General features: G+C 70.2%; 11 protein-coding genes. 6 read left to right on the top strand and 5 right to left on the bottom strand.

What is annotated here, in order from left to right; translation table 11 throughout:
• Positions 1-6 precede the first annotated feature (6 nt).
• On the bottom strand, positions 7-1053 hold the full coding sequence (locus BLR68_RS13005) for an LD-carboxypeptidase (protein WP_018185498.1): 1047 nt from the start codon (positions 1051-1053) through the stop codon (positions 7-9).
• Positions 1054-1160: 107 nt separating this feature from the next.
• On the opposite strand from BLR68_RS13005, the gene BLR68_RS13010 reads away from it, so the two are divergent.
• Complete coding sequence (locus BLR68_RS13010) at positions 1161-3227, top strand: PhoX family protein (protein ID WP_018185499.1); 2067 nt, start codon at positions 1161-1163, stop codon at positions 3225-3227.
• Positions 3228-3238: 11 nt separating this feature from the next.
• Here BLR68_RS13010 and BLR68_RS13015 read toward each other — a convergent pair whose 3' ends face one another.
• A complete protein-coding gene (locus tag BLR68_RS13015) occupies positions 3239-4120 on the bottom strand; it encodes a helix-turn-helix transcriptional regulator (protein ID WP_018185500.1) in 882 nt (293 codons plus the stop codon).
• A gap of 101 nt (positions 4121-4221) precedes the next feature.
• Between BLR68_RS13015 and BLR68_RS13020 the strand changes: the two genes are divergently transcribed.
• Genes BLR68_RS13020 through BLR68_RS13030 form a run of 3 tightly spaced genes read left to right on the top strand, consistent with a single transcriptional unit; the run spans position 4222 to position 7046 of the window.
• Positions 4222-5463, top strand: a complete 1242-nt coding sequence (locus tag BLR68_RS13020) for a multidrug effflux MFS transporter (RefSeq protein WP_018185501.1) — start codon at positions 4222-4224, stop codon at positions 5461-5463.
• A complete protein-coding gene (locus BLR68_RS13025; RefSeq protein WP_018185502.1) occupies positions 5460-5987 on the top strand; it encodes a cyclophilin-like fold protein in 528 nt (175 codons plus the stop codon). Before BLR68_RS13020 ends, BLR68_RS13025 begins: the two co-directional genes overlap by 4 nt.
• 24 nt (positions 5988-6011) lie before the next feature.
• Complete coding sequence (locus tag BLR68_RS13030) at positions 6012-7046, top strand: zinc-binding dehydrogenase (RefSeq protein WP_018185503.1); 1035 nt, start codon at positions 6012-6014, stop codon at positions 7044-7046.
• Here the strand turns inward: BLR68_RS13030 and sfnG are convergent, their stop codons facing one another.
• Positions 7047-8195, bottom strand: a complete 1149-nt coding sequence (gene sfnG / locus BLR68_RS13035) for a dimethylsulfone monooxygenase SfnG (protein ID WP_018185504.1) — start codon at positions 8193-8195, stop codon at positions 7047-7049.
• 237 nt (positions 8196-8432) lie between these two features.
• Between sfnG and BLR68_RS13040 the strand changes: the two genes are divergently transcribed.
• The gene (locus BLR68_RS13040; RefSeq protein WP_018185505.1) at positions 8433-9686 is read left to right on the top strand and encodes an acyl-CoA dehydrogenase family protein; all 1254 of its coding nucleotides are present in this window, start codon (positions 8433-8435) and stop codon (positions 9684-9686) included.
• Positions 9687-9886: 200 nt separating this feature from the next.
• Here BLR68_RS13040 and BLR68_RS13045 read toward each other — a convergent pair whose 3' ends face one another.
• Positions 9887-11713, bottom strand: a complete 1827-nt coding sequence (locus BLR68_RS13045) for an acid phosphatase (protein WP_018185506.1) — start codon at positions 11711-11713, stop codon at positions 9887-9889.
• Positions 11714-11905: 192 nt separating this feature from the next.
• Between BLR68_RS13045 and BLR68_RS13050 the strand changes: the two genes are divergently transcribed.
• Complete coding sequence (locus BLR68_RS13050; RefSeq protein ID WP_018185507.1) at positions 11906-12334, top strand: MarR family winged helix-turn-helix transcriptional regulator; 429 nt, start codon at positions 11906-11908, stop codon at positions 12332-12334.
• Between the two features lie 70 nt (positions 12335-12404).
• On the opposite strand, the gene BLR68_RS13055 is transcribed toward BLR68_RS13050, so the two are convergent.
• Positions 12405-12854, bottom strand: a complete 450-nt coding sequence (locus BLR68_RS13055) for an Hsp20/alpha crystallin family protein (RefSeq protein ID WP_018185508.1) — start codon at positions 12852-12854, stop codon at positions 12405-12407.
• Between the last annotated feature and the right edge of the window lie 125 nt (positions 12855-12979).

The following is a 12979-nucleotide window of genomic DNA, read 5'->3' on the forward strand; positions in this document are numbered from 1 at the left end:
GCCCGGTCAGTCGTACGACGCGAACACGCGCCGCTCGACGCCGTCGAGACGCATCGTCCCGCCGTACGGCACGATCCACTGCGGACGCGTGTGCCCGAAGGGCACGCCGACGCAGACGACGGCATCGGGGTTGTAGCGGGCGACGAGCCCGGTGACCACCTCGCGCTGCGCCTCACGGCGCGCGCGGCGGGTCTCGGCATCCGGTTCGTCGCCGAATGAGCTGACCGGCGGCCGCGCGACGACGACGCCCGCGACGACGCCGAGCACGCCGCGCTCGCCCAGTGCGCGGACCCAGCGCGCGACGAGGCGGGGCGAGGGCAGTTCCTCACTCGTCTCCAGCAGGAGGATGCCACCGCGGAGGTCCTCGAGCTCCGGCATCCGTCCCGCCAGGCCGATCTCGTCGAGCACGTCGAGGCACCCGCCCCACGTGCGGCCCTCGACGACCCGCGCCGGCCCGGACCACGTCCACGGCTCGGTCGGGACGCGGTCGCCGTACGAGGTCAGCGCCCGTGGATCGAGCCAGTCCACACCGGTGTCCTCGGATTCGCCCGGTTCGGTCAGCTCGAGCTCGCCGCCGTCGAACAGCGCGGCGCGCAGCGACTGCAGATGGATGCCGTCGAGCCCCGGCCCCGCGCCGATGTGCACCTGCGTCGACCCGCCGTAGAAGCCGGGCACGCCCGCCTGCCAGAGGGCGTTCAGCAGGTGCGTGTTGTCGCTGTACCCGACGAACGGCTTCGGGTCGGCGAGCGCACCCGCGAGGTCGACATGTGGCACGACCGTGATCTGGTCCTCCCCGCCGATGCTCGCGAAGACGGCACGGACGTCGGATGCCGCGAGCGCCGCCTCGACGTCGGTGGCACGGGCGCGCGGGTCGGCCCCCAGCATCCGCGTCGTCGGATACTCGACCGGCTCGAGCCCGAGTTCTTCGCGGATGCGGCGGAGCGCCTGCTCGTGCACCGCGGGGGCGAAGCCGGGGGCCGCGAACGACGGCGAGAGCACGGCGACGCGGTCGCCGGGGCGGAGCTTAGAAAGGGTTCGGAATGAGCGGGGCACGCCCTCATCGTGGCATCCGAGGACCGTCACGCGCTGTTCACCGGTGATTCACCCCGTCGCAGGAACGCCGACGGATCCTGGAACGGATCTGCACGAGAGGACCCCCTGTGACCACTGTGGAACCCCCCACCACCCGCACGAACCTGCCGCTCGCCGCCCACGCCGTCGGAAAGCGCTCCGCCGTGACCTGCCAGTTCAAGTGCGCGAACGCGTGCCTCGGCCCCGAATGCAACGGGTCGGACAACCCGACGTTCCGCAGCATCGCCGAGCTCGCCCTCTCGCGCCGCATGCTCATCGGCGCCGCGGCCGCGGGCGCCGTCGTGGTCGCGACGGACGCGTTCGGCGTCCTCACCCCCCAGGCCGCATCCGCCGCCACGACGGGCGGGGCGGTCGAGTCCCATTGGGGCTGGAATCACCACAGCCTGCCGTTCCAGCCGATCGCTCCGGTCCCGGCATCCGTCGACGCGCTCACGGTCCCGAAGGGCTACACGTGGTCGCCGATCATCCGCTGGGGCGACCCGCTGTTCTCGGACGCGCCGACGTTCTCGCTCGAGGGGCAGAGCCGCGCAGCGCAGGAGCGCCAGTTCGGCTACAACAGCGACTACCTCGACATCCTCGCCGACCGCTCCGGCAGGACCGGCGTCCTCGTCAACAACCACGAGTACGTGAACCCGAACATCATGTTCCCGCCGTCGACGGATGCCGCCGAGCTCCGCCGTCGCGGTGAGGTGTTCAAGGCGGCCCAGGGCATGTCCGTGGTCGAGATCACGCGTCGTCGCCGCGGCACACCGTGGCGCTACGTCGTCGACGGGCGCCGCAACCGGCGCATCACGGTCGAGACAGTGTTCGAACTGACCGGCCCCGCCGCCGGTTCCGACCTGGTGAAGACCGCCGCCGACCCCGAGGGCCGCTGGGTCCACGGCACGCTCGGCAACTGCTCGGGCGGCACGACCCCGTGGGGCACGATCCTCTCGGGCGAGGAGAACTTCAACGGCTACTTCGCGTGGGCCGCCGACACGGCCGGCCAGAAGCGCTACCAGGCGAGCGCCTCGCGGACGACCTCGACCGGCTGGGAGGCCTACGACCCGCGGTTCAACTCGTTCGACCCCGGCTACGTCAACGAACCCAACCGCTTCGGGTACATCGTCGAGATCGACCCGGACGACCCCACCTCGACGCCCAAGAAGCACACCGCGATGGGTCGGTTCAAGCACGAGGGCGCGAACGTCATCGTCGCGGAGGACCGCCGCGTCGTGGCCTACATGGGCGACGACGAGCGCAACGACTACCTCTACAAGTTCGTGTCGAAGAACCGCATCAGCTCGTCACGCAAGAAGAACATGTCGCTGCTCTCGGAGGGCGACCTGTACGTCGCGCGCTTCCGCGGCGACTCCCCCGCGAGCCAGATCGACGGATCCGGGAAGCTTCCCTCCGACGGCGCCTTCGACGGCACGGGCGAGTGGATCGCGCTGACCCGGCACGGCAAGAGCGTCGTGCCCGGCATGACGATCGACGAGGTCCTCGTCTACACGCGCCTCGCCGCCGACAAGATGGGCGCGACGAAGATGGACCGCCCCGAGGACGTGCAGCCGAGCCTCCGCACCGGCAAGATCTACGTGGCCCTGACGAACAACTCCGACCGCGGCAAGACGTCGATGGTGGATGAGGCGAACCCCCGCACCGGCAACCGCTTCGGTCACGTGCTCGAGATCACCGAGCGCCACGGTCAGGCGGGCACGTCGTTCGGCTGGAGCATCCTGCTGCAGTGCGGCAACCCGTCCGACCCGAGCACCTACTTCGCGGGCTACCCGAAGGACAAGGTGTCGCCGATCTCCTGCCCCGACAACCTCGCGTTCGACGAGGACGGCAACCTCTGGATCTCGACCGACGGCGCCCCGAGCACGATCGGGTTCAACGACGGCCTGTTCCGGGTCCCGCTCACCGGACGGGAGCGCGGCCACGTGGAGCAGTTCCTCGCCGTGCCCCGCGAGGCGGAGACGTGCGGCCCCGTGATCCACGCGCGGGAACAGCTGGTGTTCGTCGCGGTGCAGCATCCCGGCGAGAACGGCACCGTCGCAGCTCCCACCTCGCTGTTCCCCGACTACGGCTCGACGCGACGGGGCGACATCCCCAACGCGCCTCGACCGTCGGTCGTGCAGGTGTACCGGAGCTGATCGCTCCCGCGTCAGCCCGCCGGCGGGCTGACGCGGGAGCGATCGTCCGCCGCCAACGACCCGAGCAGCCCCAACCGCTCCGCCGAGGGTGAGCCGGGCTCGGCGCTGTAGATCAACAGGACACGACCGGGCTCGGCGGTGACGGCGAGCTCCTCGTACACGAGGGTGAGTTCGCCGACCGCGGGATGCCGGAAGCGCTTCTTCCCGGAACCGTGGGCACGGACGTTGTGGGCGGCCCACAGCTCCCGGAACTCGTCGCTGCGGGTCGACAGTTCGCCGACGAGATCCTGGATGCCCTTGTCGTGCGGGTCGCGGCCGGCCTCGGCGCGGATGACGGCGACGCACATGTCCGCGAACAGATCCCAGTCCGGATAGAAGTCCCGCGCGACGGGATCGAGGAACTGGAAGCGTGCGAAGTTCGGGACGCGTCCGCCGTCACCGATGAGAGGCGAGTAGAAGGCTCGGCCGAGATCGTTGAACGCGATCAGGTCCTGACGCTGGTCGCGCACGACGGCCACCGCATCCGTGACCGACGACAGCGCCCACTCGAGGCTCGGACGGATCGGCCCCGACTTGGAGGCGCGGCGACGATGGCGCCCCGAGGCGGGAATCCCGTCGGCGTTGCGTGCGAGGTCGAGAAGGTGCGCGTGCTCGGCGTCGGAGAGGTGCAAGGCGCGGGACAGGGACTCCAGCACCGCACCGGACGCGCCCGCGATCGCTCCTCGTTCGAGCTTGGCGTAGTACTCCACGCTCACGCCGGCGAGGGCAGCGACCTCGCTGCGCCGGAGCCCCTCGACCCTTCGGCCCGGTCCCGCGGGGATCCCCGCCGCATCCGGCGTCACGCGTGCCCGACGCGTCATGAGGAACTCACGGACCTCGGCTCGATTGTCCATGCCCACAGGCTAGATCGGCCGAGCCGGATCAGGGATGCCCTCTCGGTACACCTTCCGGCAGGGACTCCCGCCCGCGCCCGAGCGCGACGACGCTGAAGGACATGACCGCATCCGCTCTCACGCAACGCACCGGCTCCCGGAGGGCGCTGCCGACCCTGCTCCTGCTGCTGACCGTGTTCGGCCCGATCTCGATGGACCTCTACCTCCCGGCCCTCCCCGCGCTGACGGCGGAGCTCGACGCCGTCACCTCCGTGGCTCAGCTCACCGTCACCGCCTGCCTGATCGGGCTCGCCGCCGGCCAGCTGATCGCGGGCCCCCTGTCGGACCGGTTCGGACGCCGCGGCATCCTGCTCGTCGGCATCGCCGCGTACATCCTGATGTCGGCGGTGTGCGCGCTGAGCCCAACGGTCGAACTGCTGATCGCGGCCCGGTTCGTGCAGGGGCTGGCCGGCGGGGTCGGCATCGTCATCTCGCAGGCCGCGGGCCGCGATGTTTACACGGGCGGCGCGTTGATCCGGTTCTACGGGCGCCTGACGGTCGTCGGCGGCCTCGCCGCGATCATCGGGCCCCTCCTCGGCGGACTCCTCGACGCGGTCACGGACTGGCGCGGCCTGTTCGTCTTCCTCGCCGCGATCGGGGCGGCCATCCTGGTCGTCACGCTGCGGATGTTCCCCGAGACGCTGGCACCCGAGGAGCGGACCGCCGGCGGCTTCGCGCACACCGTCGCCGACTTCCGGACGCTCCTGCGGGACCGGGCATTCGTCGGGGCCGTCCTGAACCAGGGGTTCCTCTACGCCGCCCTGTTCGCCTACCTCGCCGGATCGACCTTCGTCCTGCAGGACGTCTACGGGCTGTCCCCGCTCGGCTACGCGCTCGCTTTCGGGCTGAACTCGGCGGGCTTCATGACCCTGGGACACCTCGCCGGGCGCTCCGCCGAGCGGTGGAGCATTCCCGGCACCCTGACCGCCGGCGTCCTGACGTCAGGTGTCGGCGCGATCGGACTCCTCGTCGCCGGCCTCACCGCCCTTCCCCTGTGGGTCGTCATCGTGTCGCTGTTCCTCCTGGCGGGCGGGGTCGCGATCTCGTCTCCCCCGGCGACGACCCTCGCCCTCGCCGACTATCCGCGGATGGCGGGCACGGCCTCATCCCTCCTCGGGATGGTGAGGTTCGGGTTCGGGGGGATCGCGGCTCCGCTGGTCGGGGTCGCCGGTGCCCTCAGCATCCTGCCGCTCGGCATCGTCACAACGGTCTCCGTCCTCCTCGCGGGCGCCTCCTTCCTGTTCCTCGCCCGCGGACGCACCGCATCGGCGGTCCGCTCCCCGCAGGTCGGGAGCGCCTCGTGATCGGCGACCCCCGCGGACGGATGCCGCGCCGCAGGGCAGCTGTCGGCTTCGGGCTGCTCGGCGTGGCCCTGCTGGGCGGCTGCGCCGCCGAACCCACTCCGCAGCCCGCGGCGACCCGCCCGGACGCGCCCTCGGCCTCGGCATCCGTTCCGGCGGAGGTCGTGGGGACGCGCATCCGGTTCTCGTCCGACCGCACCACGATCGACGTCACGATCGGCGAGGACAGCCCGGCGGTGCGCGATCTCCTATCCCTCCTCCCGGCCGAGCTGTCGTTCGAGGACCTGAACAGCCGGGAGAAGATCGCCTCCCTGCCCCGCGAACTCGCCTGGCAGGGATCACCGGGCTCCGACCCGGAGGACGGCGACCTCATCTACTACTCACCCTGGGGGAACCTCGGGTTCTACTACGACGCCTCCGGGATCGAGTACTCCGACGACACGCTCCACATCGGCACCTACGACGCCACCGAAGAACAACTGGCGCTCCTCGTGGGCGGACCCGTCACCGTCGAGATCATCGACTGACCACTGAGACAAGGAACAGAAGTCATGCGCGCAACCCTCATTTACTCCGCGGGCGACGTCCGCGTCATCGACGTACCCGAGCCCACCCTCGAAGCGCCCACGGACGCGATCATCCGCGTCACCTACGCGTGCGTCTGCGGCTCCGACCTGCACCCGTATCACGACCTCGAGGACACCCCCGAGGGACGCCGCATGGGGCACGAGGCCGTCGGCGTGGTGGAGCGGATCGGCGAGGACGTGACGACCCTCCGGGTCGGCGACACCGTCATCGTCCCCTTCGCCTGGTCCGACGGCACCTGCACGTTCTGCCGCGACGGGATCACGACCTCCTGCATCCATGGGGGCTTCTTCGACGGCGCCGCATCCGCCACCCAAGCCGAGAAGCTGCGGGTGCCGTACGCCGACGGCACCGCCGTCGCCATCCCAGCCGGCACCGACGAGGCGCTCATGCCGTCGCTGCTGACGCTGTCCGACGTCTACCTCACCGGCTACCACGCGGCTATCCGCGGCGGCGTCGAGGCGGGCAAGACCGTCGCGGTGATCGGCGACGGAGCGGTGGGCCTCTCCGCCGTGCTGGCTGCGCGGCAGCTCGGCGCCGAGACCATCATCCTGATGGGCCGGCACACCGCCCGCACCGACCTCGGCCGCGAGTTCGGGGCGACACACGTCGTCGCCGAGCGCGGCGAGGACGGCGTCGCGAAGGTGCTCGAGATCACCGGCGGCGAGGGCGCCCATGTCGTCCTCGAGGCGGTCGGCCACATGCCGGCATACGAGCAGGCTTACGGCATCGTCCGCCCCGGCGGCGTCATCTCGCGCGTCGGCGTCCCCCAGTACGAGGATGCCGCGGTCGGGTTCACCTCGCTGTTCGGCAAGAACGCGACCCTCACCGGCGGGCCGGCCACCGTCCGCGCCTACCTCGAGGGCGCCATCCCCCAGGTGCTCGACGGCACCATCGAGCCGGGCAAGGTCTTCGACCGCGAGCTCCCCCTCGACGACATCGCCGAGGGCTACCGCCTGATGGATTCGAGGGAGGCGCTGAAGGTCCTCATCCGCCCCTGATCAGCGGGCGACGCCGATCGGGTCGCCGGTGCGGGCGAGGTCGGCCTCCAGCTCGCGGACGATCGGGATGACCTTCTCGCCGAACGCCTCGAGCTCCTCCTGGAAGTGCAGGAAGCCGAGCAGGAACAGGTCCACCCCGCGCTTCTTGTAGGCGATGATGCGCTCGGCGACCTGCTCGGGCGGACCGAACAGCTGGGTGCGGAAGCCGTCGTTGTACTGCACGAGGTCCTCGAACGAGGAGTCGGCCCACATCCCCTTGCGGTCCGCGGTGGATGCCCCGGCCTGCTGCACCGACTTGCGGAAGCCTTCGACGGACGCCGGATCGGCCTGCGCGATGATCTCGCGCAGCTGCTCGCGCGCTTCCGCCTCGGTGTCGCGGACGATCGCGAACCCGTTCAGACCGAACCGCACGGTTCGGCCGTGCTCAGCGGCGACCCGGGTGACGTCGTCGTACTGCTCGGTGAATCCGTCGAAGTCCTTGCCGTTGGAGAAGTACCAGTCGGAGTGGGCGCCGCCGTTGAACCGTGCCGCCGTCGAGTTGCCGCCCTGGAAGATCTCGGGATGCGGGCGGCCGGGCACCGGGTAGGGGCCGGGGCGCAGCGTGAAGTCGTTCACGCGATAGAAGTCGCCGTGGAACTGCACGTTCTCCTCGGTCCAGAGCTTTCGCAGCACCTCGATGAACTCGGCGGAGCGGCGGTAGCGCTCGTCGTGCTCGAGCCACGGGAGGCCGAGCTTCGTGTACTCGTCCTTGAACCAGCCCGAGACGACGTTGACGGCCGCGCGGCCCTTCGAGAACTGGTCGGCCGTGAGGATGAACTTGGCCAGCACGGCCGGCTCCCACAGGCCCGGGTGGACGGCGGCGATGACCTTCAGCTTCTCGGTCGCGAGGAGCAGGGCGAGGCTGATCGACGTCGACTCGTGCTGCTGAGCAGCGCCGTAGCTCGACAGGTAGCGCACCTGGCTCAGGGCGTACTCGAACCCGACGCGCTCGGCCGTCTGAGCGAGCTTCACGTTGTAGTCGTAGTCCCACGACGTCCGCTGCTCGATGTTCGACACCACGAGGCCGCCGCTGACGTTGGGCACCCAGTACGCGAACTTCAGCGGCTCGTGGGTCGAGGCCTGGTCGAACGAGGATGTCTGCTCGGTCATGGTGTTCTCCGTGGGCTGGCGACGCGGGCGGGCGACGCGATCGGATGGGTTCCCCGGAACCTTCCGCCCGGGCGCCGGGCAGTGTCAATCGATGTGAACGCGTGTGTCGGGGCGTGACGGTGTGTGTCGGCCCGTGACGACGGGATGCCGCGATTCACGTCACAAACGCGCCCCGCGCGGATTCGGCGAGTAGCAAGGGTGCGACGACCACGACCCCCACTGCTGAGAGGCGACGACATGACCCGGCATCACGACCCCGCACGCCACGACGAGCTCTCGCTCGGCACCGACTACGAGACGCTCGCGGCGCGGTTCCGGCCGTTGTTCGCGCAGATCGCCGACGGCGCGGTGGACCGCGAGAACGACCGTCGGCTGCCGCGCGAGGAGATCCGGCTGCTCACCGATGCCGGGTTCGGCGCCGTCCGTGTCCCGCGTGCGTACGGCGGGTCCGGGGCATCCCTCCCCCAGCTGATCGAGCTGCTCACCGAGCTCGCTGCCGCCGACTCCAACATCCCGCAGGCGCTGCGGGGCCACTTCGCCTACGTCGAGGACCGCCTCAACCAGCACGCGACCGTCGACCAGTCGGCCTGGTTCACGCGCTTCGTCTCGGGCGAGATCGCCGGGAACGCCTGGACCGAGATCGGCGAGGTGAAGGTCGGCGACGTCAACACGAAGGTCACCCGTCGCGGCGACGACCTCGTCGTCAACGGCACCAAGTTCTACAGCACCGGGAGCATCTTCGCCGACTGGCTCGACGTGTACGCAGAGCACGACGGCGTCCCCGTGATCGCGATCGTGCGCGCCGATCAACCCGGCGTGACCGTCCACGACGACTGGGACGGCTTCGGGCAGCGCACGACCGGCAGCGGCACGACGATCCTCGAGGACGCCCGCGTCGATCCCGACGACATCACCGTCTTCGCCGATCGCTTCCGCTACCAGACGGCCTTCTACCAGCTCGTCCACCTCGCCACGCAGGCCGGCCTCGTCGCGGGCGCGGCGCGGGAGGTCGCGGCACACGCCCGCGCCCGCACGCGTGTCTTCAGCCACGGCTCCGCCGGAACCTGGGCAGAGGATCCGCTCGTGCAGCAGACCGTCGGGGTGGCGACGGCGCAGGGGTTCGCTGCCCGGGCGGTCGCGGTGCGGGCGGCCGAATCCGCGCAGGACGCCTACGTGGCGCGCTTCGCGAGCGATCCCGAGGCCGAGGAACGCGCCAATCAGCGCGCCGAGATCGAGTCCGCCCAGGGACAGATCGTCCTCACGTCCCTCTCCCTCGAGGCGACGAGCACCGTGCTCAACGCGCTCGGCGCGTCGGCTGTCTCCGAGACGAAGCGCCTCGACCGCTTCTGGCGCAACGCCCGCGCTGTGTCGTCGCACAACCCCGTCATCTTCAAGCAACGCATCGTCGGCGACTGGGCGATCAACGGCACGCCCGTCCCCTATGTGTGGGCGATCGGGCAGCAGCGGACGACCGCCGCCGCGGCGCGGTGAGGGCCACACCGGACACCGAGCTTGCTCATCACAAATTGATAACAGGAATTCCTTGCCACCGTTATCTCGCCGTTATACAGTCATTGCACGGTAGATGTTTTGCTGTGGCAGCTACCGACATGTGATTGCAGGACACTCTTGGTGCAAAGGGACAAGGGCCGGCTGGATGCCTCTCCAGCCGGCCCTTACTGCATCACCCGTCAGGCGGTCTCGCTCCGGCGGCGGCGCATCACGAGCACCGTCCCGAGCGCGAGAAGCGCCGCACCGGCACTGCCTGCGACCCACAGCGGCCCGGCCTGACCACCGGTCGACGCCAGCTCGTCGCCGTCAGCCGCCGCGACCGCACCGCTCGAGACGGTCACCGCGGCCCATCCGACGAGATCGCCGGACTCGTCGACGACGGCGACCCGATGGGCGCCGGGCTCGACGTCGTTCGGCAGCGCGAAGCTCGCGGCACCGGCGGCATCCGCCGTCACCTGTCCGAGCGCCGTCGGCGTCGAGTACAGGAACCCGGAGTACCGCTCGCCGGCCGTCAGCCCCGAGACGACGACGCGGTCGCCGCGGACGGACGCCTGGATGCCGCCCTCTGCCGCAGCCGGCAGGTCGTCACCGTTCGCGACCGGCGCACCAGGGGTGCCGCCGGTCGACGGGAGCGTCGGCTGGGGAGCGGGGGTCGGCTCGGGCGAACCGGTCGGTGCGGGCGCGGGAGTGGGCTCAGCCGTGGGAGCCGGCGTCGGCTCCGGGGCCGGGGTGGGCTCGGGCTGCGGGCCCGGGCTCGGCTGGGGCTGCGGGGTGGGCTCGACGCTTCCGTCGCCGATCACGACCGAGCCGTCCGCCTTCACGGTGACCTTCGCGGCCATAGCCGCCGCGAGGTTCATCCGCTGCCAGCTCTCCTGCTCACCCACGTCGAGGGGGTTACCGGAGTCCTCGGCGGTCAGCGCGAGCACCTGTCGACGCTGCGCCGGCGTCAGGTCGGGGTGGGACGAGACGAGCAGCTCCTCGGCTCCCGCGGGCACCACGACCTTCTCACCCTTGGGGCCGATGTCGGGGAAGCCGTACCCGAGGTGCTCCTCGTAGTACGCGAGCGCCTTGTCGGTCGGCAGGTACGGGACGTCCTTCTTGATGCAGTTCTCGAGGGTGTCGCCGCAGCCGCGCTCCAGAACGCCGCGCAGTTCGTCGGCGGCTTCGTCGACGAGCGCGCGCATGGCCGGGTCGGCGAGGCGGAGCGCGATGATCTTCTGGCCCATCATGCGGCCGCTGATGACGTCGAGCGGGTAGTGCGCAGCCATCACGACGCGGTTGTTGCCGGCCTCGGCCGTGCGGGCGAGGATCTGCGGCGCGAGCTGGGGCAGCATCTCGGCGAGCGCCGTGCCCTGCCAGTACGCCTGCGACGTGTGGCCCGACGGGAAGGAGCCGCTCGTGGAACCCCACGCGTCGCCGCCTTCCTTGTCGCGGTAGACGAGGTCCTTCGTCTTGTCGAGACGGATGTACGGCCGGTCGTAGTCGAAGTAGTTCTTGGGCGGGTTCGTCGACGAGGTCGAGCCGAGCTTGCCGCCCTCCTTGTTGAGCAGCCAGGTCACCTTGGGCAGTTCGCCGTCGGCGATGGCCTCGGCGTAGATCGCGCCGAGCTTCTTCCCGAACGCGTCGCCCATGCTGACGGACATGTCCTGGTACTGGTCGACGATGGCCCGCTGGACCTGCGCCTTCGAGGCCGTCCGGTTGATCTCGCTCGTCAGCTCGTCGTTGTAGTCCATGACGGCCGCATTGCCGCCTGGGCCGCGGTCGGTGCGGAGGTTCTGGAAGACATCCATCATCCGGACCGACCAGTTGTCGGCGCTGGGAGCGCTCGAATCGCCCGTCGAGGCGGTCGCGTCCGACGAGTAGGTCGCCGTCTTCTGCGCCTCGGTGAATCCGTCCGCCGCGAAGGCGGGGACGGCTGCCAGAGTGCACGCGACGAGGATGCCGAGGCCCCCGATCGCGCCGCGAGTCCGGCTGCCTGCTCGTCTTGTCTGTTTCTTCACGCTCACGGGCGCGCCTCACTTCCATCGGTTGCGGGAGTCGTCGCAGACTATCGATGACACGCGGGTTTGTCAGGACATAGCGACAACACAGTTCATGAGAATGCTCTCCTGAGCGTGCGAACGGCACGTGACGGCGCGGTGAAGCCGAGGCGACCATCGGCGCTCGGCGCGTCTGCCCGCGGCGATACAGTTGACGCCATGACCGATCGACGCCTCGCCATCGCCGCGTGGGAGAGCCTCTTCCGCGCGCAGCACGAGGTCATGGCCGAGATCTCCCGGGACTTCGACGACGATCAGCTGTCCGGTGCCGAGTACGACGTCCTGCTGACGGTGACGCGCTGCGATGAGCACACCGCACGCCTGCGCGACGTGACCGCCAACATGCTCATCAGCCAGCCCAGCGTCTCGCGGCTGGTCGACCGGATGGTGGCACGCGGGCTCGTCTCCAAGCAGCCCGACCCGCAGGACGGCCGCGGCGCGATCCTCCGCGCCACCGACAAGGGCGCGACGATGTTCCGTCGGCTGGCGACGGTCCACGGCCGGACGATCGCCGAACGGATGTCGGTCCTCACCGACGACGAACTCGCACAGCTCGAGAAGCTGACCGCGCGCCTCCGCGGCGTGTGACGCACGCGAATCGCCCCGCATCCGAGACGGATGCGGGGCGATTCGCGTCAGTGCGAGGATGCCGCGGTGATCACTGGTCGATCGGCTGCGGATCGCTCTCGCGGGCGGAGATGGTCGGGGCCGAACCGTCGGCGACCACCTCGACCTTGCGTGGCTTGGCCTTCTCGCTCACCGGGATGGTGACGGTGAGCACACCGTTGCTGTAGGTCGCCGTGATGGCGTCGGTGTCGATGCCCTGGCCGAGGTTCAGCTGGCGCAGGAAGCTCGCGGTCTCACGCTCGCGCGTGATCCACTTCACCCCGTCGGCCGCCCCCACGGTGCGCTCGGCGCGGATGGTGAGCAGCTGGCCGTCCACGTCGATGTCGACCGAGCCCGGGTCGATGCCCGGCAGGTCGGCGTTCAGGACGTAGTGGTCGCCGTCGCGGAACAGGTCCATCGGCATCCGTCGCGGGCCGCGGCGCGTGTCGAAGAGGGTCGACGCCAGGCGGTCGATGTCACGGAACGGGTCGTAGGTTGCCATGATTCTCTCCTTCGGTGATGTGGTCTTAAAGTTGAGCCCCTGCGGCTCAAGTACGTTCAGATTAGCACTCTGACCCACCGAGTGCCAACGGTTCTCGCACGGCGAACGCCCACGTCGGAGACGGC

Origin of the sequence: Microbacterium sp. 77mftsu3.1 (assembly GCF_900100525.1) — a bacterium.
In the GTDB taxonomy this organism is placed as follows: Bacteria; Actinomycetota; Actinomycetes; order Actinomycetales; family Microbacteriaceae; genus Microbacterium; species Microbacterium aquilitoris.

Excerpts from the sequence above, each read along its gene's own strand:
- BLR68_RS13015 (WP_018185500.1), bottom strand. The coding sequence starts at position 4,120 with ATGGACAATCGAGCCGAGGTCCGTGAGTTCCTCATGACGCGTCGGGCA.
- BLR68_RS13020 (WP_018185501.1), top strand. The coding sequence starts at position 4,222 with ATGACCGCATCCGCTCTCACGCAACGCACCGGCTCCCGGAGGGCGCTG.
- BLR68_RS13030 (WP_018185503.1), top strand. The coding sequence starts at position 6,012 with ATGCGCGCAACCCTCATTTACTCCGCGGGCGACGTCCGCGTCATCGAC.
- sfnG (WP_018185504.1), bottom strand. The coding sequence starts at position 8,195 with ATGACCGAGCAGACATCCTCGTTCGACCAGGCCTCGACCCACGAGCCG.
- BLR68_RS13040 (WP_018185505.1), top strand. The coding sequence starts at position 8,433 with ATGACCCGGCATCACGACCCCGCACGCCACGACGAGCTCTCGCTCGGC.
- BLR68_RS13050 (WP_018185507.1), top strand. The coding sequence starts at position 11,906 with ATGACCGATCGACGCCTCGCCATCGCCGCGTGGGAGAGCCTCTTCCGC.
- BLR68_RS13055 (WP_018185508.1), bottom strand. The coding sequence starts at position 12,854 with ATGGCAACCTACGACCCGTTCCGTGACATCGACCGCCTGGCGTCGACC.